This is a genomic window from Tepidibacillus sp. LV47 (assembly GCF_048381575.1).
GTDB lineage: Bacteria > Bacillota > Bacilli > Tepidibacillales > Tepidibacillaceae > Tepidibacillus.
Map to the genome: position 1 here is coordinate 329,814 of NZ_JBLWIF010000002.1, position 21,101 is coordinate 350,914.

Genomic DNA, 21,101 nt, shown 5'->3' on the forward strand with positions numbered 1-21,101 from the left:
AATAAATTCTAAAATGATAGGTGATTGGGATGTTAGGAAAATTATTTGGTAAAAGAGAAAAAGTAACAGAAGAAACCTTTGTCGCTCCAATAAGTGGTAAAATCGTTTCGATCGAAGAAGTTCCTGATCCTGTCTTTTCTCAAAAAATGATGGGAGATGGCATTGCCTTTGAACCAACAGAAGGAGAAGTAGTTGCACCCATTGATGGGGAGATTATTCAACTTTTCCATACGAAACATGCAGTGGGAATTCGCAGTAAAGGTGGATTAGAAATTTTAATCCACATCGGTTTAGAAACGGTACAAATGGAAGGAGAAGGTTTCACTGCACATGTGAAAGAAGGGGACAAAGTTAAAGCCGGTGATGCTTTGATTAGTTTTGACCTTAATCTCATCAAGGAAAAGGCCAAAAGTACCATTACTCCATTGGTGATTACAAACCGGGAGAAAGTAGGAAAGATGGAAAAACTGGCGCAAGAGAATGTAAGTAAAGGACAAACTCAAGTATTAAAAATTCATCTTGCTTAATCAATTGGTTTACAATAAAATAATAGAATTAAAAAATCAAGTGGCTATGTTCACTTGATTTTTTATTCATTACAAGGAGGTTTTATGGGACAATTACAGATGTACTTGGCTTTTTCCCGCAGTTCTTTCAGACGGGCAGCCGCCTATCGTTTTGATGCTTGGACTCGTGTGTTCTCTAATTTTATTTTTCTATTTATATGGGGTGTCATTTGGTACGGTTTATACCTTGATAAAAACATTGTAGCAGGAGTGTCTTTTCAATCCATGCTCAGTTATATCTTTGTCAGCCAAATGCTGCAAGGAATTCATAGCGCAGGTACTCCTCTTTGGGAGATTCAAGAAAAGGTGCGTACAGGAGATATCGTGATGGAATTGATTCGCCCTTATGATTACCCCCTGCGGGCCTTATTTTCGGATCTAGGAAGCATTGCTTTTCATATGCTTACGGCTGTTTTACCCTTATATGTTCTCTTATTTTGGTGGTTTCATTTGCAAGTACCCTATACTTTCAGTCAATGGTTTCTTTTTATTTTTTCTGCCATATTAGGTTTTCTCATTCGCTTTAGCATTGAATTAATTTTTGGGTTGTTTACCTTTTGGTTAGTGGAAACAGGCGGTGTCGAGGATATTTTTTATTTCTCTATTTCCTTGTTTTCCGGATCGGTTGTACCTTTATGGTTTTTCCCTGATTGGTTAGAAACATTGGCTCGTTTTTTACCTTTTCAGGGCATCTTTTTTGTTCCTAACGCCATTTTCGTCGAAAAACTAGCAGGGCCTGAAGCAATCAGTGCCATTTTTATTCAACTCTTCTGGGTTCTAGTTAGCTTTTTCGTATTGCGGTTTGTTTGGCGCAAAGTCTCGCAAAAGGTAACGGTGCAAGGGGGATAAATGTCAATTGGATAAGAAATCTGTTCTGTTACCCATTCAATTATACCTTCACTTTGTTTCCGCAAGTATCCGGGCTCAACTCCAATACCGCTATGGGTTTATTATGAATATTCTCGGATGGGCGATGAATTACACAGGAATGGCCATTACTATGTGGGTGATGTTATATTCCTTTAAAGCTTTAGCAGGATGGACCTTTTGGCAATTGCTTTTTTTGTTTGCCTTATCCGTCTTATCGTGGAGTATTTCTTTGCTTTTTTTCTTTCATTTCCATAATTTGGACCAATATATTTTAAATGGAACGTTTGATCGCTTTTTGGTGCGCCCCATACATCCTTTTTTCCATTTTATTGCTATGAAGTTTGATGTGGGCGCCTTTGGCCAACTCCTTTTTAGTATCATTGCCTTTATCTTTGCTTACCATCAACTTCATCTTTCATTTAGCTTGCTACAATGGCTAGTCTTTGCTGGTTCCGTTCTTGGAGGAGTATTGATTCAAGGGGGAATCTTAGTCTTCATTTCGGCAGTAGCCTTCTGGACAACCCGTTCAGAACAGCTTTACTGGGTGGTATTATTTCCTGCCAAAAATTTAATGAATTATCCGTTATCCATCTATCCTAGGATTGTTCAGTGGTTTTTAATTTTCGTCATCCCCTTCGCTTTTGTCAATTATTTTCCATCCTTATTATTGTTAGGGAAAACAGGGGATTTTCCATCCTTTTTCGGTTTTTTCAGTCCGTTTGTGGGGATTATCTTCTTCTATCTTTGCTGGCGGTTTTGGATGAAAGGATTAGATCGATATAAGGGAACGGGTTCTTAACGCTGGAGGTGTTTCTGTGAGTCTTATTGAAGTAAAACATATTACAAAACAGTATCAAATCCCAAAAAGAGAAGAAGGGATAATAGGGGCTTTAAAAAGCCTTTTTCACCGCGAATATATCACAAAGATTGCGGTTGATGATATCTCTTTTTCCATTGAGGCAGGAGAGATGGTTGGCTATATTGGGCCAAACGGAGCTGGTAAGTCGACAACGATCAAAATGTTAACCGGTATCCTTGTTCCTACTTCAGGGGAAATACGGGTGAATGGATTGATTCCTTATCGGGAAAGGCAAAAAAATGCCAAACAAATAGGTGTGGTCTTTGGCCAACGGATCCAACTTTGGTGGGATCTTCCGACCATTGATTCTTTTGAATTGTTGAAACGGGTCTACCAAATCCCTGAACAGCGCTATAAAATGAATATGGAGATTTTTACAGAGATACTGGGAATTGATGAGTTCTACCAGACCCCTGTCCGTCAACTTTCTCTAGGACAAAGAATGAGAGCAGATATTGCCGCAGCGTTACTTCACGATCCCATCATCCTCTTTTTAGATGAACCTACCATTGGCTTAGATGTCGTTGCAAAAGAAAAGATTCGTAACTTTATTCAACAGATCAATAAAGAGCGGGGGGTTACTGTCATATTAACGACCCATGATATGGCAGATATTGAAAAGCTGACAAAAAGGATGATCCTCATTGATCAAGGCCGTGTCATGTATGATGGGGAATTAGCGAAAATTAAGGAGTTATATGGGAAAAATCGCTTTTTGATTGTGGATTTAGAAGTTGATGCAAAGATAGAGGTACAGGGGGCAAAACTTATTAAAGAGGAAGGAAAACGGAAATGGATTCAATTTGATCGGGAAAAGATAAGTGCTTCGGAGTTAATCCATCAACTATCGAATCGATATGAAATTAGGGATTTAACCATCGAGGAACCAGAAATCGAAGATATTATTCGCCAAATCTATGAACAAGGGTTGTCAATATAAAAAAGAGGATGGAAAGGAAATGAAGAATAAAAAAATTTATCAAATCCTGCGAATTCTAAATAATAATACCATATTAGCCAAAGATGAACGGGGAAACGAAGTTGTACTTTTAGGGAAAGGGATTGGTTTTAACCGTAAAAAAGGAGAATATTTGGCTGATGAACAACTACAAGCGATTGAAAAAGTATTTACCCTTTCTTCTGATGCAAACCGCGATTCCATCTTACGTGTTCTTACAGAAGCTGATGATGAAACGATACATGCGATTCATGATGTGATTCAATATATTGAAAAGAAGTCGGATCTTCATTTTACAGAACAATTTTTAGTCTCTTTTATTGATCATATTTCCTTTGCGATAAAACGTTTACAACAGGGAATTAATATCGATAACCCCTTTTTATTTGAAATTCGAACCCTTTACCCAGAAGAGTTTGCTCTCGCATTACAAGGATTGAAGATTTTAGAACAAAAATTAAATCTGGAAATCCCAGAAGATGAGGCTGGGTTTATTACCCTTCATCTTAATAGTCTTAGGACCAATCAAAGTATTAACAAAATGAATCGTTTTTCAGCACTTGTCAATCAGTTGATTCATGTGATTGAAGAAGAATTAGCGATCAAGATTGACAAGGAGTCCATCGATTATGCCCGCCTAGTGACACACTTGCGCTTTGCCATTGAAAGAACGGAGCAAAACCAACACTTAGGAGAAAATCATCCCTTAAGTTCTTTATTGCAAAAAGAGTACCCCATATGTTATAATCTCGCTTGGAAATTAGTTAAGATCATGCAAAATACGTTAAAGGCAGAAATACCAGAGGCAGAGGTAAGCTATCTTACGTTGCATATTCAAAGAATCTTAGATCATATCAATGACAATCAAAAATGAAAGCGTCTACGTGTTACTGATTCGATCAGGCATGAGTAATTTTTTGGTGATTATGACATCCTAGTCATAGATCACAATTATTACTCATGCCTTTTTCTTTTTTGGTATTTCCTGCTGATATTAGCAGAAATTATAAATTAAAGGAGGATTAACGATGCTAAAAAAAATCTTTGGTGTGTTGCAACAAGTAGGTAAAGCATTGATGTTACCTGTTGCCATTCTACCTGCAGCTGGAATTTTGTTAGCTTTTGGGAATGCACTGCAAAACCCTGAGTTAATAGAAAAAATTCCAGCTTTAACTAGTCCAGGTATTCAACTGGTTGCAAATGTGATGGAGGATGCAGGAGGAATCGTATTTAGTAATCTTCCACTCCTTTTTGCTGTGGGAGTTGCTGTTGGACTTGCTGGTGGAGAAGGAGTTGCTGGTCTTGCCGCAATCATTGGTTTTCTGATCATGAATATTACGATGGGAGACATTCTTCATATCACCCCTGAAATGGTTGCAAAAAGTCAATCTTATGCAACAGTACTTGGTATTCCAACGCTGCAAACAGGGGTTTTTGGTGGGATCATCGTAGGTATTTTAGCCGCTTATTTATATCGAAAATATTACACCATCCAACTCCCGCCATTTTTAGGTTTTTTTGCAGGGAAACGTTTTGTGCCGATTGTCACTGCAGGATCTGCATTAATCTTGGGTATTTTAATGACTTTTATTTGGCCGCCTGTTCAAAATGCGTTAAATGTGTTTTCTCACAGTATGATCGATCAAAATAAAACGTTAGCTGCGTTTATCTTTGGTTTGATTGAACGATCCTTAATTCCATTTGGACTTCATCATATTTGGTATGCCCCATTTTGGTATGAATTTGGGAACTATGTCTCAAAAGCAGGTCAAATCATTCATGGGGATCAACATATCTTTTTCGCACAGTTAAAAGATGGGGTACCTTTTACAGCTGGAACATTTATGACAGGTAAATTCCCATTTATGATGTTTGGTCTTCCTGCCGCAGCCTTAGCGATGTATCACGAAGCAAGGCCTGAGAAGAAAAAGATTGTTGCAGGAATCCTTGGTTCTGCAGCCTTAACATCGTTTTTAACAGGAATTACAGAACCGATTGAATTTACATTCTTGTTCATTGCACCTGTCTTATTTGCGATCCATGCGGTCTTTGCTGGCTTATCCTTTATGATTATGCATATCCTAAATGTGAAAATTGGGATGACCTTCTCTGGCGGTGTCATCGACTATATCCTCTTTGGAATTTTACCAAACCGTACTGCATGGTGGCTCGTCATACCAGTGGGCTTAGTATTTTCTGTAATTTATTATTTTGGTTTTCGCTTTGCGATTCGCAAATGGGATCTAAAAACCCCTGGCCGAGAAGACGAGGAAAATCGAGTTGAAAATACAGCAGATCATTCAGATAGTCTTGCTGCAAAAGTTTTAAAAGCCTTTGGAGGGAAGGAAAACTTAAGTGTACTCGATGCTTGTATTACTCGTTTACGGGTTACGGTAAAAGATCCAACGAAAGTGAATAAAGAAGAATTAAAAAAATTAGGAGCAGCAGGAGTCATGGAAATGGGCAATAACTTTCAAGCGATCTTTGGAACAAAGTCTGACTCCTTAAAGGAACAAATAAAAGCAATAATCAATGGTCAATCACCGGAAGCAGTGGAACAAAAGAACTTGATCAATGTCATTCCAAACAATATAGAAACCGTTGAAGAAGGTATCGAATATATCGTTGCTCCATTAGATGGAGAAGTCATTGACCTTTCAGAGGTGCCAGATCAAGTTTTTGCTGGTAAAATGATGGGGGATGGGTTTGCGATCAATCCTTCAGATGGAAAAGTTGTTTCTCCTATAAAAGGAAAAATCACCACCATCTTTCCGACTAAACATGCGATTGGTTTAGTTTCTCATAGTGGCTTAGAGGTTCTCATCCATGTAGGAATCGATACGGTTAATCTACAAGGAAAAGGATTTGAATTATTGGTGAAAGATGGACAAGAAGTAGAGGTTGGAACACCGTTGTTAAACGTCGATTTGGATTATATCCGCACCCATGCCAAATCAACGATTACACCCATTGTCTTCACCAATTTAAATGAGAATCAATTCCTTCATGTTAATAAAGGAGAAGTAAAAGCTGGGACCACAGAAATTGCAATTATTGAAAAGAAATAACTTGTTCATAATTAAAAAATTTTAGAATCACAAGGAGGAATAATCAAATGGTAGAAAAAGTATTTACAGTTAAAAATCCAACAGGACTTCATGCAAGACCTGCTACACTATTAGTACAAAAGGCAAGCTCTTTCCCATGTGAAATTACGATCGTAAAAGGAGAAAAACAGGTGAATGCTAAAAGTATTATGGGCATTATGTCCCTTGGTGTTCGTCAAGGTGATGAAATTAAAGTGATTGCAAATGGAGAAAACGAGGAAGAGGCATTAAAAGCAATCGGAGAAATTATCGAACGAGAACACGAATAAGGAGGATGAGCAATGGAATGGAGAGGGATCGCTGCCTCATCAGGAATAGCTATGGGGCCTGCTTTTCTTCTAAAAGAAGAAAAAGTAGATGTAACAAGATATCAAGTAAATGACATTGAACAAGAAATAAAACGTTTTGAAGAAAAAGTAAAGCAATCCATCAGCGAGTTGGAAGCGATTCAACAAAAAGCAAAGGAAAAATTAGGAGAAAAAGAAGCGCAGATCTTTGCTGCTCATATTCTCGTTTTGCAAGATCCAGAATATATTGGCGCAGTAAAAGATAAAATTCAAAGGGAGTCCATTAACGCAGAAGCCGCATTAAAGGAAATCACAGATCAATTCATTACCATTTTTGAAAGTATGGATAATGAGTACATGAGAGAACGGGCTGCCGATATTCGCGACGTAAGCAGTCGGGTTTTGAAAAGACTTGCTGGAATAGAAGAAAAATCGTTAGAAGACTTCAATGAACCTGTTGTTTTAGTTGCTCACGATCTAACCCCCTCCGATACAGCCCAATTAGATCGGGATAAAGTTGCGGGCTTTGCCACCAATATTGGCGGTCGAACTTCTCATTCGGCGATTATGGCTCGTTCCATGGAAATTCCTGCAGTTGTAGGACTAAAGAATATTCTTGAAGAGGTACAAGCAGGAGATTATCTCATTGTTGATGGCATTGAGGGAGTCGTTTATAAAAACCCGAGTTCTTCGCTAATTGAAGAATATACAGCAAAGAAAAAAGCCTATGAAGCAGAACTTGCAGAACTTAAAAAGCTGAAGACAGAACCTTCCATCACCAAAGATGGTCATCGTGTAGAAATCGCCGCCAATATCGGCAATCTAAATGATGCAAAAGCTGCTGTTGAAAATGGGGCAGAAGGAATTGGCTTATTCCGTACAGAGTTCTTATATATGGGAAGAACCGACCTCCCTTCTGAAGAGGAACAGTTTGAAGCATATAAACAAGTGGCAGAAATGTTTGCAAAAGATCATCCCATTGTGATTCGGACCTTAGATATTGGCGGGGACAAAGAATTACCTTACCTTGATCTGCCTAAGGAATTGAATCCGTTCCTTGGCTATCGGGCGATTCGTCTCTGTTTAGATCGTACTGATATCTTTAAAACACAGCTTCGTGCGATTCTGCGTGCAAGTGTCTATGGCAATATTAAGATGATGTATCCAATGATTAGTTCTTTACAGGAGTTACGACAAGCAAATCAAGTCTTAGCTGAGGTCAAACAAGAACTAGATCAACAAAACATCCCCTACAACAAAGAGATGGAAGTAGGGATGATGATTGAAATCCCTGCAGCAGCAGTCATTGCCGATCAACTTGCAAAAGAAGTTGATTTTTTCAGCATTGGTACCAATGACTTAATTCAATATACGATGGCTGTTGACCGGATGAATGAGCGGGTATCTTACTTATACCAACCTTTTAATCCTGCCGTATTACGCTTAATTAATATGGTAATTCAGGCTGCTCATAAAGAAGGAAAATGGGCAGGGATGTGCGGCGAAATGGCAGGTACCCTTCCGGCGATCCCAATTTTATTAGGAATGGGTTTGGATGAATTCAGTATGAGTGCGTCATCCGTTCTTAAAGCCCGTTCTTTGATCCGAAAATTAAATGTAGCAAAGATGAGACAAGTAACCGAAAAAGTTCTGCAAATGGAAACGGCGGATGAAATTGTACGCTACGTTGAACAAGAAGTTTTAGCAAAAGTGAAATAATATTTTTATAAACTTCCTTATTAGTAATTGGTAATATTTTAATTCCACATTCATACCTTTATTTCTTCTCTTCTAATCCTATGAACAGGTTAGAGGAGCAAAATTGGTGAAGAGGGCATTTTGCCTTCTTTTTTTAAAAAAATAAGTATAACTTTCTTCCACTTGTCATTTAGGGGTTTGTATATTCCATATGCGACTTTCAAAAGTGCCCTTCTCTCCTTCATCATTATTCATAGAAGGGCGCGGATGACGGAGCGCGATGGAATATACAAACCCTTTTTATCTATTTGGATGGCACAGGTACAAGAATCTTTGTCTTATTTATGCTATACTATTTTTATAGGAAATCGTGTAAAGCTGGAGGCTATTATGGACAAACGAAATCGCATGACAGCCAAACAAAAGAATAACGTGATTCCAATGGCTTTTGATGCGGATTTTTTCTTCGAAAGGGCCATGCATTATCACGAACAGCATAATTATACAAAGGCCTTAAAATACCTTTGGAAAAGTGTTGAATATGATTCCACGAACCCTATTCATTATTGTTATATCGCCGAAATTTTAGCTGAGATGGGGAGATTTGAAGAATCCACTCAACTCTTACTCTATGTTGTTGAAAAACTTGATCCGAACTTGACCGAGTGTTATTTTTATTTAGCCAGTAATTATACCTATCTTGATGATTTGGAGTCTTCCTATCATTATGTAAAGTACTATCTTGAAATTGATCCTAATGGCGAATACGTAGATGAAGCGAAAGAAATGCTGGAATATTTGACCTATGAGTTAGAACTTTCTAATGAACAAAGAGAAAACGACAATTTGCAATTATTGATTTGGCATCGTCAGGCAAAGCGTGCCATTGAAGAGGGAAAATATTATGAAGCCATTAAACTGTTGCTAAAAATATTAGAAGTCAATCCTGACTTTATCATTGCTCGAAACAATCTATCCCTTGCCTATTTTTACATGGGGAATGTAAATAAAGCAATCGAGCAAGCAGAGTTGGTCTTAGAAAGGGAACAGACCAATATTCACGCACTAGCGAACCTTGCGATTTATTATTATCATTTACAAGACAAAAAGCAATATGAAAACTATCTTACGATACTGAAAAAAGTGGTTCCTATTCATCGAGAAGGAATGTATAAATTAGCCACTACTTTTGGCATCTTAGGAGAGGATGAATTTTCCTTTAAATATCTGAAAAAGATGATTAAAGATGGTATAGGGGATTGGCTCATATTTCATTACGGTGCAATTGCTGCATTAAATACAAAGCGTTATGACATAGCAGAAAAATGGTGGAAACAATTACTGCTTCAACAACCATCGAAGGTAGCTGAATTTTATCTGGAACTTTTAAGTTGGCTTGAAAAAGAACCGAAGGTAAAATTGCCAAAGTTTCCTTATCATCATCAGCTTCCCTTTCATGATTGGATGGATCGGATTGAAGCGGATCCTGAACAATATTTTAGCCAACCTTTTCTCTCCTTTAGCCTTTTAAAGGGGTTAAAGTATGGAGATGAGGAAACGAAAGAACGAGTGATTGCCATTCTTCGTTTTGTTGATGAAAAACAAGGGGAAGAGATTCTCCGTCAAATATTAATCGATGAAGAGCAATCTTTCTCGTTAAAGAAGAGGGTATTGTTTATTTTAGAAGATCTTGATGCTAAGCCCCCTTATTTATTGAAGAAGAATCAAAAAGTCATGGAATATGGCCGGTTAACTCCTGATAAAAAGCATTGGAAAGATTCTTGGATAAAAGTTTTAGCTATTATAGAAAAAGAAATGATGGGAAGATATTCTTTTTTTGAAATCCTTGATGCCAAGAAATTATGGCATGTATTTCTAGCGAATACGATTCCTAATACCCCGCAAATTCGCAAAGCAGAAGGATGGGCAGCTGCACTTGAATATATAATTTCCCATTTTCGCGATCATCCGATTCCGATTGAAAGATTAGAAGTATTCTATCTTGTATCGAAACATACGATTATGAAAAATGTAAAACGAATCCAAGAAGTTTTAACTTCAGCCTATTTTTCAGATGATCATCAGTTCAATTAATTGATTTCTTTTCAATGGGAAAAATAAGAAGGATCTACGATGTAAAAACTTATACCCTATGGGGTACTCGACAATTGAAGTAAAAATCAGTAAGATATATATTATGATTTGAACAATAATAAAGTTCATGTTTAGATAGGAGGTAACTATCTGTGAGCGGAGAGAAAATGTATGATGTTGTCATTATTGGTGCTGGTCCTGCTGGAATGACTGCAGCTGTATATGCTTCACGTGCCAATTTAAAAACAGTCATGATTGAAAGAGGAATTCCTGGCGGCCAAATGGTAAATACGGAAGAGATCGAAAACTATCCAGGCTATGATAGTATCCTTGGACCAGAATTAGCCAATAAGATGCTGGATCATGCCAAAAAATTTGGAACCGAATATGCATATGGGGATGTAAAAGAAATTGTAGATGGAACTCCATATAAAATCGTGAAAACCGGAAATGGCGACTATAAAGCAAAAGCAGTCATCATTGCAACAGGAGCCAAGCCCCGCTTACTTGGTGTACCTGGTGAAAAAGAATTGGCTGGCCGTGGCGTTTCTTATTGTGCTGTTTGCGATGGTGCATTTTTTAAAGGGAAAGAATTAGTCGTAGTAGGTGGTGGAGATTCAGCAGTAGAAGAGGCTGTATTCTTAACCAAATATGCTTCCAAAGTCACCATCATTCATCGTCGCGACCAATTAAGAGCACAAAAAATTCTACAAGACCGCGCTTTTAAAAACGAAAAAATCGAATTTATTTGGAATACTACAGTTGAAGAAATTCTAGGAGAAAACCGTGTCGAAGGCGTTCGGATTAAAAATAAAGTAACAGGAGAAATCAAAGATTTACCTGTACAAGGTGTATTTATCTATGTTGGAATGGACCCAATGACAGAGCCATTTCAGAATCTTGGTATCACTAATGAGGCTGGGTATATTTTAACCAATGAAAATATGGAAACAAAAATTTCTGGAATCTTTGCTGCAGGAGATGTCAGAGAGAAACAACTTCGCCAAGTCGTAACGGCTACTGGAGATGGAAGTATTGCAGCGATGGCTGCACAACATTATATCGAAAGCCTAGAGGATCAAGAATAATCAATGGTTTACAGTATATCAATGTGTGCATGGTAGATAACCATGCCTCTTTTTTTTGACGAAAGATCAGTGCTTATGGAATATACAAACACATTTTTTAAACGCCAGTATTAAAGGAGAAAGATTGTTAATATACTAAAAAGGTGCTATTCTTGTAATAGAGGTGAATCTTGTGAAAAGAGTAACAAATTGTATTTTGCAAAGAGGGGACCAGATCTTAATGTTACAAAAGCCTAAACGAGGTTGGTGGGTGGTACCTGGTGGCAAAGTCGAACCAAAAGAAAGCCTTCAAGAGTCGGTGAAAAGAGAATTTTATGAAGAAACAAATCTAATTTTAGAAAATCCTCAACTTCGAGGAATTTTTTCCATCATTATCGAAAATAATGGAGAGTTAGTTGAGGAATGGATGCTGTTTACCTATTATGCAACCGAATTTCGTGGAACATTAAAAAAGGATTGTGAAGAAGGAACTCTTGAATGGATAAATATGAATCAAGTACTTTCTTTACCTAAAGCTAAAGGTGATAATATTTATTTTGAACACATTTTTTCATCAGATCAAGTCATTACGGGAAAGTTTATCTATACACCTGATTATGATTTAATCTCTTACCATCTCGATCCTATTTATAAACAAAAAGTACTTACAGTATAAAAAAATAGAATGGGGAATAGCGATGGAAAAGAAAGAAATTTATGTAGGTGTTGATTTAGGTGGTACAACCATTAAAATGGGTTTGATCTCGAAAATAGGAGAGCTTATTTTTGAGACAGAGATTCCTACGCGTACCAAAGATGGGTACCAAGCCATTATTGACGATATTGTCCAAAATGTAAGAAAAATCGCCTCAGATTTTGGCTTAACGTGGGAACAAGTAAAAGGAATGGGAATGGGAATACCAGGGCTCCTCGATATTGACGCTGGAATTGTTCGCATGGCTCCAAATCTCAAATGGAAGGATTTATCCATAAAGCAAATTTTGGAGAATGAGTTGCTGATTCCTGTAAAAATTGAAAATGATGCAAATGTTGCTGCCATTGGTGAAGCTTGGGTTGGAGCGGGAAAAGGATTTAAACATGTGATAATGGCAACGATCGGTACAGGAATTGGTGGAGGAATTATCGTGGATGGGAAAATCCTCCATGGTAAAAATGGGATGGCTGCAGAATTAGGGCATATCCCCATCTCCGATAAGGGAATCGTTTGTGGTTGCGGCAATGTGGGTTGTTTAGAAACCGTATCTTCTGCAACAGGTATCATTCGCATGGCAAAAGAAGTCGTTGCGAAGGAAAAAGATTCAATACTTACGGAAAGATACAAAGGAAAATTAGATGAGATTACGGCAAAAAGTGTTTTAGATGCCGCAAAAGAAAAGGATAAAGAAGCGATGGCGATCGTAAAAGAGGCAGCTTACCTTTTAGGAAAAGCATTAGCTACAGTTGCTAATTTGTTTGATCCTGAGATCATCATCATTGGCGGCGGGGTTTCAAAAGCTGGAAATATTTTATTTGAACCCATTCGCGAAGCGTTTTATCAACATGGATTAAAAAATATTGTAAAAAATGTTCAGATTGTACCGGCAACTTTAGGAAATACTGCGGGAATAATTGGAGCAGCTGCACTTTTTCATGTATAAGTTGTATAAAGAAGCCGTAGATATGAGAGACGAGGGTGAATAAAATGAGTGAATCGGGTCCAATTCATTTAATTATTATTACAGGAATGTCAGGTGCAGGAAAAACAGTTGCCATTCAAAGTTTGGAGGATATTGGCTTTTTCTGTGTCGATAATTTACCACCTGTCTTTCTTCCTACCTTTGTTGATTTAATGATTCAATCCGGTGGTAAAATCAATAAAGTTGCCTTAGTGATCGATTTAAGGGGTCGAGAGTTTTTTGAGAATTTATCAGAAGCTTTAAAGGCACTTGATAAACTTGAAGGTATCCGTTATCAAATTCTCTTTTTAGATGCAGATGATAAGACACTCCTTCGTCGATATAAAGAAACTAGAAGAAGACATCCTTTATCTTCAAATTCATCGCCAATTGAAGGAATCATTTTAGAAAGGAAATTACTTGAAGAATTAAAGGGAAAAGCAAGTGATCTTATTGATACAAGTGCATTAAAACCGAGTCAATTAAGGGAAAAAATCATTGCTCGATTTGGTGAAATAGAAAAAAATCGCTTATTCATTTATGTGGTTTCCTTTGGGTTTAAGTATGGAATCCCAATCGATGCGGATCTTGTTTTTGATGTTCGCTTTTTGGCAAATCCTCATTATGTAGATTCATTGCGTCCGCAAACAGGTTTAGATCAGCCTGTTTATGAATATGTGATGAAATGGTCTGAAACCCAAGAGTTTATTACTAAATTAACGGATTTCCTTCATTTCCTTGTACCAAAATATCAAAAAGAAGGGAAAAGTCAACTCGTCATTGCAATTGGCTGTACAGGGGGAAAGCATCGCTCTGTTGCAATTGCAGAATATATTGCCCATTCACTTGAAAAAGACTGGAATGTAAGTGTTCAACATCGTGATATTGAAAAAGACCGATGATAAGGAGATCAAATCAATGAGAGTGAAACCATATAAGGTTGTAGCCATAGGAGGAGGAACAGGGTTATCTGCCATTTTAAGGGGGTTAAAGAAAAAAAATCTGGATATCACAGCGATTGTAACGGTTTCTGATGATGGTGGCAGTTCAGGAAAACTGCGAGATGAGCTAGATATGCTTCCTCCAGGAGATATTCGTAATGTCCTTGTTTCCCTTGCCGATACCGAACCTTTGTTGGAGAAAGTTTTACAATACCGCTTTCAACATGGGGAAGGGCTGGCAGGGCATAATTTGGGAAACTTGTTACTAGCTGCTTTACAGGATATAACTGGTGATTTTTTTTCTGCGATTAAAGAATTAAGCCGCGTTTTAGCTGTTAAAGGGAAAGTCCTTCCTGCAACCTTACAGAAAGTCTCTTTAATTGCTGAATATACGGATGGCACAAGAATAAAAGGAGAATCAAGTATTCCAAAAACGGGGAAAGCTATTCAACAGGTATTTATTGAACCTCGCGATGTTGAACCATTGGATGAAGCGGTTGAGGCGATTTTAACAGCTGACGGGATTTTAATTGGCCCAGGTAGCCTTTATACCAGCATTATTCCTAATCTTCTCGTAAAAGGCATTCAAAATGCGATTTTATCCGCAAAAGGGAAGAAAATTTTTATTTGCAATGTCATGACCCAACCTGGAGAAACGGATCATTATCAAGCGATTGATCATGTAAGGGCAGTAGAAAAACATGTTGGAAAGCGCTTTATTGATGTGGTTATTGTGCACGAGGGAAAAATTTCTCAAGAAATTATTGAACGTTATCGGCATAAAGGGGCGGAACCAGTTACAGCAAATAAAGAGCTTCTCTTATCTCAAGGGTATCAGGTTGTGGCAGATCAATTTTTAACATATAAAAAGTATGTCCGCCATAATGCTGATAAATTAAGCGAACGAATTCTTACGATTTTAGAGGGAGAAGGGAAGCAAGCAAGCAAATAGAATTGAGGTGATCTTGATGTCCTTTGCTTCCGAAACAAAAAAAGAGCTCACCTATGTCTTTGGGGAAGACCGGAAATCAAAACTGGCTGAACTATCTGCGATTGTTAAAATGAATGGCAGTGTTCAAGTCAGCAACCAACAAATCAAATTGGAAATCATGACTGAAAACGCGGCGATCGCTAGAAAAATCTATACCCTGATCAAAGACCTTTTTCAAATTCATGCAGAATTATTAGTTCGAAAAAAGATGAGATTGAAGAAAAACAATATTTATTTAGTCCGTATTCCGGTTAAGATTGAAGAAATCTTAAACGAACTAGCGATTGCTGAAAAAGGGTTTACGTTCTACCCAGGGATTAAAAAGAGTATTATTCCTGATACGGATAGTAAAAGGGCTTATCTTCGCGGCGCATTCTTAGCAGGAGGCTCCATCAATCATCCAGAAAGTTCTTCCTATCACTTAGAAATCTCCTCAAATGATTATAACCATGTCGTCGATCTTTGTAATTTATGTAATGAATTTGGCTTAAATGCAAAATGGACAGAACGTAAGAAAGGTTATTTTATGTATATTAAAGAAGGGGAAAAAATCACGGAGTTCCTTAGCAATATTGGTGCACATCAAGCTTTATTCAAATTTGAGGATGTCCGTATTGTCAAAGATATGCGGAATTCTGTAAATCGTTTGGTCAATTGTGAAACGGCGAATTTAAATAAAACGATCGGAGCTGCCATGAGGCAGATTGAAAATATAAAATTAATCGATAAAGAAATTGGTTTAGAGAATTTGCCAGTTAAGTTAAAAGAAATCGCAGAATTAAGATTGCGTTATCCAGAATTAAACCTTACCGAATTAGGTCAACTCATTCCAAGTGGAAAGGTAAGTAAATCAGGAATTAATCATCGCTTGAGAAAATTAGACGAAATTGCGAACAAATTACGGAGTCATCAGTAATTTTTTTAAAGTCATGGTATAATAACGAAAAGAATGAAACAGGGGGACGTAACGATGGTCAAAAGTACAGTTATTGTGAAACTAAAAACGGGTTTGCGGGCTCGACCTGCTGCATTATTTGTTCAAGAAGCAAATCGATATTCTTCGGAAATTACTGTTGAAAGAGAAGACAAAAGAGTAAATGCGAAAAGCATTATGGGAATTATGAGTTTGGCCATTAATAATGGAGCAGAAATAACGATTATTGCTGAAGGTAGTGACGAAGAGCAAGCCGTTGAAAAATTAACAGAATTATTAAGTAAAGAAGAATAACATGTTGGAAATGCTGGTATATTCCAACTCTTATGGAATATACAAACACTAAGCTTGGCTTGTATGATTTTGTAAGCGCGACTTTAGCGAGCGAGCCTTCCCTCCGACTGTTTTTTCATGGAAAGCTGCGAGGTATCGGAGCGCGTTAGAATCATGCAAGCCATTTTAGCACATTGGATTATTGACAGATGGGAAAGAGATTAATAGTATAATGGAAAAATAAGTAAAAGGAGATAGAGAAAATGAAAGTAGCGAATCATATTGTTGAATTGATTGGCGAAACGCCAATCGTCAAATTACAACGTAATGATGAAAATCATGCAGACATCTACATAAAATTAGAGTATATGAATCCTGGCGGAAGTGTAAAGGATCGTATCGCCATGCAAATGATACTGGATGCTGAATCAGAAGGAAAATTAAAACCAGGAGATACGATTATTGAAGCAACGAGCGGGAATACAGGGATTGGGGCAGCGATGGTCGCTGCTGCTAAAGGATATCGTGCTGTATTTGTTATGCCTGAAACGATGAGCAACGAGCGAAAAAACCTTTTACGCGCTTATGGAGCAGAACTGATCTTAACTCCAGGGGCAGAAGGAATGCCGGGAGCGGTAAAAGTGGCCGAACAATTAGCAAAAGAGAAAGGGTATTTTTTACTGCGCCAATTTGAAAATCCTTCCAACCCCAAAGTACATCGATTAACCACAGCAAAAGAAATCCTTGAGCAAATGGATGGAAAAATCGACGCTTTTGTAGCAGGGATCGGTACAGGGGGAACGATTACTGGAGTAGGTGAAGTTTTAAGAGAACGTATTCCCCAAGTTCAGATTATTGGGGTAGAACCTAAGGATTCACCTGTATTGTCTGGAGGAAAACCAGGGCCTCATAAGTTACAAGGCTTAGGTCCAGGATTTATCCCAAAAACATTAAATACAAAAATCTACGATGAAATCATTCAAGTTACAACAGAAGAAGCGTTTGCAACAGCTAGAGAATTAGCGAGAAACGAAGGGATTTTAGGTGGGATTTCGACTGGAGCAGCTGTATTTGCAGCAAAAAAAGTGGCGAAACGTTTAGGAAAAGGAAAAAATGTGGTGGTGATCGCACCAAGTACCGGAGAGCGTTATCTTAGTACCCCTCTTTATCAATTCGAGGAATAAAAGTAACAAATAAAATGAAAAAAAAACATGAGATGGCTTGTAAGTTAGGTTTGTATATTCCATAAGTGTTGGAATATACAAACCTATTTTTATGGCAATAGGGGACTCTTCCAATCAGTTATTTCTTCGCTTTTGGAGCGGAAGTTATAATCTCATCAATGAGTCCATATGCTTTTGCTTCTTCAGCAGTAAGGAAATTATCTCGATCGGTATCTCTTTCAATTTTCTCAAGGGGTTGCCCAGTTCGTTCACTTAGAATTTGATTTAAGCGTTTTTTCATATCAAGGATACGTTTCGCATGGATTTCAATATCACTTGCTGAACCTTGTGTTCCACCGAGAGGTTGATGAATCATGATTTCACTATTTGGCAACGCATAACGTTTTCCTTTTGCACCGGCCGCTAAGAGGAATGCCCCCATTGAGGCTGCCATTCCAATGGCAATCGTAGATACATCTGCTTTGATAAATTGCATGGTATCATAGATAGCCATACCAGCGGTAATCGATCCACCAGGAGAATTAATATATAGATAAATATCTTTATCAGGATTTTCTGATTCCAAGAATAATAATTGGGCAACAACAGAATTGGCTACAGCATCATCAATGGCACTACCTAAAAAGATAATGCGGTCTTTTAGTAGTCTTGAATAGATGTCATAAGCCCGTTCCCCGCGATTGGTTTGTTCAATAACATAAGGTACATAATAACTCATTCTATAAGCTCCTCCTTTTAAAGGTTCTTTTATGAGACTATTTTTTATATTATTATCATACCTTATTGGTCAAAAAAGGTCAAACATAAGATTGAGGAAATTTACCATAACTATTTTATCCTTTTTTTGATAAAATAAACTTACAAACTTAGCTAGATTAAATAAAAAAAAGAGCCTGTTTTAAGCTCTGTTTTGATGATTCGTAATGTAATTTTTAGATAAAAAATGGCGCGCTCGGAGGGACTCGAACCCCCGCAAAACCTGGCTCCGGAGGCCAGTGCTCTATCCAACTGAGCTACGAGCGCAATTGCGACAACCCTTATTATACAATCAAAAGAAAGAAAAATCAACCTTGGATCAGGTGATATCATGCTGATGGAATATGGACTATACCAACAACAAACGCAAAAGCTCATCATGACCAAAGAATTGCGTCAAGCGATTACAATACTACAATATCCAGTGATTGAGCTGGTTGAATATATTCAAGAACAGATTGTAGAAAACCCAGTCCTTGAAATCGATGATAAGGAAATGGAACGATTTCGCTATCTTTATCAAAATAGCCGGTGGATCGGCTCGTTAACCTATTTAAAGGATGAAGAAAGGAACATCTGGGATACAATTGCTGCAAAAGAAGACAGCCTAGAAGATTATTTATTGCAACAGGCAAGATTATCTAATTTAGACAGCAAAAGGTTTAGGATTTTAACTTTTTTAATTGGGAATCTAAATGAAATGGGTTATTTCACCATGTCATTAGAAGAAGTTTCCGAGTTACTTAAGGTGTCAAAAGAAGAAGTAGAGCAAACGCTTACTTTACTAAAATCCTTTGATCCCATTGGCATTGGTTCAAGAGACTTACAAGAATTTTTGCTCATTCAACTAAAACAGATGGAACCCTTTGACGAAAAGGCTGCTCAAGTGGTCAAAAATCATCTTGCCGATTTGGCGGAAAAAAGGTATACGAAAATTGCCCAAAGGATGAAAATATCAGTTGAAGAAGTTGAGCAAATTGCTGATTTATTAACGACATTAAAACCAAGGCCAGCATTTGGTTTTGCAAAAGGGGAAACTCGTTATATCTTACCTGATATTTTTGTAGAAGAAATCGAAGGAGAATTGATCATTATTGTGAATGATACACTCATTCCCCGTCTTCGTATGAATCCTTATTATTCCCAAGTGATTGAACAAAGGCGTGATGATAAGGAAGCAGTGAAATTTGTGATGGACAAATGGAATCAAGCCACATGGCTAATTAAAAGCATTGAAAGAAGAAGGGATACTCTTTATAGAGTGACGAGAGAGATTATCGAGGCTCAAAAGGTTTTTTTTCAAACGAATCAATTAAAACCGCTTACATTAAAAGATATTGCGGAAAAAACAGGAATTCATGAATCAACGGTAAGTCGCGCAATTGCGAATAAGTATATCCATACACCGAAAGGAACCTTTGAACTTAAATTCTTTTTTAGTCATGGAATTACTTCGAGTAACGGAGAAGTTACCTCTGTTAACGAAGTAAAAAAACAACTGAAAGAATGGATTGAAAAAGAAGATAAAAGAAAACCTTATTCTGACCAAATGCTAACGGAGCTTCTTCAACAACAAGGAATTGAAATATCACGGAGAACAGTTGCAAAATATAGAGAGGAGCTAGGGATTCCAGCTTCATCTAAACGTAAAAGATATAATTAGGGGTTGCTATTTGCTTCATTTCTCGCTATGATGAATATGAGAAATGAATTTTTTTTGCCCTCTGTGGGACATAATATGTAAATGCGGGACTATTTTAGACCAAGGAGACGTTTACATTGGATTTATTACAACTTCAATTAAAGTTAGTACCTGATCTCTTAGAAGTGATGAAAAAACGTTATAAAATTTTATATTTTGTCTCGATGATGCAACCGATAGGCAGAAGAAGTTTGTCTCAATCCCTTGGAATCAGCGAGCGAATCTTACGTTCTGAAGTTGATTTTTTAAAGCAACAAGGTCTCATTGAAGTAGATAATCTTGGCATGAAATTAAGCCAAGATGGAGTTGAAGTTTTACATAAAGTTTCTCCATATATTCGAAAATTATTTGGTCTTAATGATTTAGAAAATGAATTGCAAAATAAACTCCAATTAAAAAAAGTGATTGTCGTAGCGGGAGATGTAGATACGGACCCGTTTGTAAAAAAAGAACTTGGCCGAGCGGCAGCACATCTAATGAGACAATATATGAAAGAGAAAGACATCGTTGCTTTAACAGGCGGATCAACTATTGCTGAGGTTGCTGAAATGATGCCGGAACACCCTCATTTACATTCGGTATTGTTTGTTCCAGCCAGAGGTGGAATTGGTGAGAATCATGAATACTTGGCCAATACATTGGTTTCGATTATGGCGAAAAAAACGGGTGGTTCTTATCGATTGCTTCATGTACCCGATCAACTAAGCGAGGAAACGTATCATTTCCTCATCAATGAAGAACACGTACAAGAAGTTTTAGCTGTGATTCGTTCTGCAAGAATTGTGGTTCATGGAATTGGTCAAGCTAAAATTATGGGGATTCGAAGAAGAATGCCCGCTGAGATTATGCAACTTCTTGAAGACAAAAAAGCAGTAGGGGAGGCATTTGGTTATTACTTTGATCAAGATGGGAATATCGTCTATAAGATGAATACGATTGGACTAACTTTAGATGATTTGGTCCATATCCCTCATATTATTGCCGTTGCAGGTGGAAAAAGCAAAGCGCTAGCGATCCTATCTGTGCTCCGTCATAATATCAAGCAAATGTTGGTGACAGACGAAGGAGCTGCCAGAGAGATTTTGAATCATTTATGATTCATTGCCAAGAAACTATACTTTCCATTGATTTTATTGGA

20 protein-coding genes and 1 tRNA gene are annotated in these 21,101 nt (G+C 37.5%); 19 read left to right on the top strand and 2 right to left on the bottom strand.

The features are described 5' to 3' along the window. Positions 1 to 29: 29 nt before the first annotated feature. The 17 genes from ACMW72_RS04740 to cysK all read left to right on the top strand — a co-directional run bounded on the left by ACMW72_RS04740 (position 30) and on the right by cysK (position 17,505). The gene (locus tag ACMW72_RS04740; protein WP_418367684.1) at positions 30 to 527 is read left to right on the top strand and encodes a PTS sugar transporter subunit IIA; all 498 of its coding nucleotides are present in this window, start codon (positions 30 to 32) and stop codon (positions 525 to 527) included. Between the two features lie 84 nt (positions 528 to 611). After that, the gene (locus ACMW72_RS04745) at positions 612 to 1,415 is read left to right on the top strand and encodes an ABC transporter permease (RefSeq protein ID WP_418367685.1); all 804 of its coding nucleotides are present in this window, start codon (positions 612 to 614) and stop codon (positions 1,413 to 1,415) included. 7 nt (positions 1,416 to 1,422) lie between these two features. Further along, positions 1,423 to 2,235, top strand: coding sequence for an ABC transporter permease (locus tag ACMW72_RS04750; protein ID WP_418367686.1), 813 nt, complete (start codon positions 1,423 to 1,425; stop codon positions 2,233 to 2,235). Positions 2,236 to 2,251: 16 nt separating this feature from the next. Then, complete coding sequence (locus ACMW72_RS04755; RefSeq protein ID WP_418367687.1) at positions 2,252 to 3,235, top strand: ABC transporter ATP-binding protein; 984 nt, start codon at positions 2,252 to 2,254, stop codon at positions 3,233 to 3,235. A gap of 19 nt (positions 3,236 to 3,254) precedes the next feature. Next, positions 3,255 to 4,127, top strand: coding sequence for a glucose PTS transporter transcription antiterminator GlcT (gene glcT, locus ACMW72_RS04760; protein ID WP_418367688.1), 873 nt, complete (start codon positions 3,255 to 3,257; stop codon positions 4,125 to 4,127). 154 nt (positions 4,128 to 4,281) lie between these two features. Then, the gene (gene ptsG / locus ACMW72_RS04765) at positions 4,282 to 6,321 is read left to right on the top strand and encodes a glucose-specific PTS transporter subunit IIBC (protein WP_418367689.1); all 2,040 of its coding nucleotides are present in this window, start codon (positions 4,282 to 4,284) and stop codon (positions 6,319 to 6,321) included. A 47-nt stretch (positions 6,322 to 6,368) separates the two neighbouring features. Beyond that, positions 6,369 to 6,629 carry an HPr family phosphocarrier protein gene (locus ACMW72_RS04770; protein WP_418367690.1) on the top strand — a complete coding sequence of 87 codons (261 nt, stop codon included), beginning with the start codon at positions 6,369 to 6,371 and terminating at the stop codon, positions 6,627 to 6,629. A 12-nt stretch (positions 6,630 to 6,641) separates the two neighbouring features. Continuing rightward, positions 6,642 to 8,366, top strand: a complete 1,725-nt coding sequence (gene ptsP, locus ACMW72_RS04775; protein ID WP_418367691.1) for a phosphoenolpyruvate--protein phosphotransferase — start codon at positions 6,642 to 6,644, stop codon at positions 8,364 to 8,366. Between the two features lie 369 nt (positions 8,367 to 8,735). Continuing rightward, a complete protein-coding gene (locus ACMW72_RS04780) occupies positions 8,736 to 10,439 on the top strand; it encodes a tetratricopeptide repeat protein (protein ID WP_418367692.1) in 1,704 nt (567 codons plus the stop codon). 152 nt (positions 10,440 to 10,591) lie between these two features. Then, positions 10,592 to 11,527, top strand: coding sequence for a thioredoxin-disulfide reductase (gene trxB / locus ACMW72_RS04785; RefSeq protein ID WP_418367693.1), 936 nt, complete (start codon positions 10,592 to 10,594; stop codon positions 11,525 to 11,527). Positions 11,528 to 11,699: 172 nt separating this feature from the next. Continuing rightward, the gene (locus tag ACMW72_RS04790) at positions 11,700 to 12,182 is read left to right on the top strand and encodes an NUDIX hydrolase (RefSeq protein WP_418367694.1); all 483 of its coding nucleotides are present in this window, start codon (positions 11,700 to 11,702) and stop codon (positions 12,180 to 12,182) included. A 22-nt stretch (positions 12,183 to 12,204) separates the two neighbouring features. Further along, positions 12,205 to 13,164 (top strand): ROK family glucokinase, encoded by a 960-nt coding sequence (locus ACMW72_RS04795; RefSeq protein WP_418367695.1) that lies wholly within the window; start codon positions 12,205 to 12,207, stop codon positions 13,162 to 13,164. A gap of 44 nt (positions 13,165 to 13,208) precedes the next feature. After that, complete coding sequence (gene rapZ / locus ACMW72_RS04800; protein WP_418367696.1) at positions 13,209 to 14,084, top strand: RNase adapter RapZ; 876 nt, start codon at positions 13,209 to 13,211, stop codon at positions 14,082 to 14,084. A gap of 16 nt (positions 14,085 to 14,100) precedes the next feature. Continuing rightward, positions 14,101 to 15,075, top strand: coding sequence for a gluconeogenesis factor YvcK family protein (locus ACMW72_RS04805; protein WP_418367697.1), 975 nt, complete (start codon positions 14,101 to 14,103; stop codon positions 15,073 to 15,075). Positions 15,076 to 15,091: 16 nt separating this feature from the next. Further along, positions 15,092 to 16,030 (top strand): DNA-binding protein WhiA, encoded by a 939-nt coding sequence (gene whiA, locus ACMW72_RS04810; protein ID WP_418367698.1) that lies wholly within the window; start codon positions 15,092 to 15,094, stop codon positions 16,028 to 16,030. Positions 16,031 to 16,084: 54 nt separating this feature from the next. Further along, positions 16,085 to 16,342 (top strand): HPr family phosphocarrier protein, encoded by a 258-nt coding sequence (locus ACMW72_RS04815; protein ID WP_418367699.1) that lies wholly within the window; start codon positions 16,085 to 16,087, stop codon positions 16,340 to 16,342. Positions 16,343 to 16,584: 242 nt separating this feature from the next. Continuing rightward, the gene (gene cysK, locus ACMW72_RS04820; protein WP_418367700.1) at positions 16,585 to 17,505 is read left to right on the top strand and encodes a cysteine synthase A; all 921 of its coding nucleotides are present in this window, start codon (positions 16,585 to 16,587) and stop codon (positions 17,503 to 17,505) included. Positions 17,506 to 17,623: 118 nt separating this feature from the next. On the opposite strand, the gene clpP is transcribed toward cysK, so the two are convergent. Both clpP and ACMW72_RS04830 read right to left on the bottom strand, forming a co-directional pair. After that, positions 17,624 to 18,223, bottom strand: a complete 600-nt coding sequence (clpP, locus tag ACMW72_RS04825) for an ATP-dependent Clp endopeptidase proteolytic subunit ClpP (protein WP_418367701.1) — start codon at positions 18,221 to 18,223, stop codon at positions 17,624 to 17,626. 226 nt (positions 18,224 to 18,449) lie between these two features. Beyond that, a tRNA-Arg gene (locus tag ACMW72_RS04830) sits at positions 18,450 to 18,528 on the bottom strand. A 70-nt stretch (positions 18,529 to 18,598) separates the two neighbouring features. Here ACMW72_RS04830 and rpoN point away from each other — a divergent pair. Both rpoN and ACMW72_RS04840 read left to right on the top strand, forming a co-directional pair. After that, entirely contained in the window at positions 18,599 to 19,924 is a 1,326-nt protein-coding gene (rpoN, locus tag ACMW72_RS04835; protein ID WP_418367702.1) for an RNA polymerase factor sigma-54, read from the top strand. Between the two features lie 167 nt (positions 19,925 to 20,091). Continuing rightward, complete coding sequence (locus ACMW72_RS04840; protein ID WP_418367725.1) at positions 20,092 to 21,060, top strand: sugar-binding transcriptional regulator; 969 nt, start codon at positions 20,092 to 20,094, stop codon at positions 21,058 to 21,060. The last annotated feature ends 41 nt before the right edge of the window (positions 21,061 to 21,101 follow it).

Bases quoted from the DNA above. Each gene is read 5' to 3' on its own strand.
- ACMW72_RS04740 (WP_418367684.1), top strand. From the start codon at position 30: ATGTTAGGAAAATTATTTGGTAAAAGAGAAAAAGTAACAGAAGAAACC.
- ACMW72_RS04745 (WP_418367685.1), top strand. From the start codon at position 612: ATGGGACAATTACAGATGTACTTGGCTTTTTCCCGCAGTTCTTTCAGA.
- glcT (WP_418367688.1), top strand. From the start codon at position 3,255: ATGAAGAATAAAAAAATTTATCAAATCCTGCGAATTCTAAATAATAAT.
- ptsG (WP_418367689.1), top strand. From the start codon at position 4,282: ATGCTAAAAAAAATCTTTGGTGTGTTGCAACAAGTAGGTAAAGCATTG.
- ACMW72_RS04770 (WP_418367690.1), top strand. From the start codon at position 6,369: ATGGTAGAAAAAGTATTTACAGTTAAAAATCCAACAGGACTTCATGCA.
- ptsP (WP_418367691.1), top strand. From the start codon at position 6,642: ATGGAATGGAGAGGGATCGCTGCCTCATCAGGAATAGCTATGGGGCCT.
- ACMW72_RS04780 (WP_418367692.1), top strand. From the start codon at position 8,736: ATGGACAAACGAAATCGCATGACAGCCAAACAAAAGAATAACGTGATT.
- ACMW72_RS04795 (WP_418367695.1), top strand. From the start codon at position 12,205: ATGGAAAAGAAAGAAATTTATGTAGGTGTTGATTTAGGTGGTACAACC.
- rapZ (WP_418367696.1), top strand. From the start codon at position 13,209: ATGAGTGAATCGGGTCCAATTCATTTAATTATTATTACAGGAATGTCA.
- ACMW72_RS04805 (WP_418367697.1), top strand. From the start codon at position 14,101: ATGAGAGTGAAACCATATAAGGTTGTAGCCATAGGAGGAGGAACAGGG.
- whiA (WP_418367698.1), top strand. From the start codon at position 15,092: ATGTCCTTTGCTTCCGAAACAAAAAAAGAGCTCACCTATGTCTTTGGG.
- ACMW72_RS04815 (WP_418367699.1), top strand. From the start codon at position 16,085: ATGGTCAAAAGTACAGTTATTGTGAAACTAAAAACGGGTTTGCGGGCT.
- cysK (WP_418367700.1), top strand. From the start codon at position 16,585: ATGAAAGTAGCGAATCATATTGTTGAATTGATTGGCGAAACGCCAATC.
- clpP (WP_418367701.1), bottom strand. From the start codon at position 18,223: ATGAGTTATTATGTACCTTATGTTATTGAACAAACCAATCGCGGGGAA.
- rpoN (WP_418367702.1), top strand. From the start codon at position 18,599: ATGGAATATGGACTATACCAACAACAAACGCAAAAGCTCATCATGACC.
- ACMW72_RS04840 (WP_418367725.1), top strand. From the start codon at position 20,092: ATGAAAAAACGTTATAAAATTTTATATTTTGTCTCGATGATGCAACCG.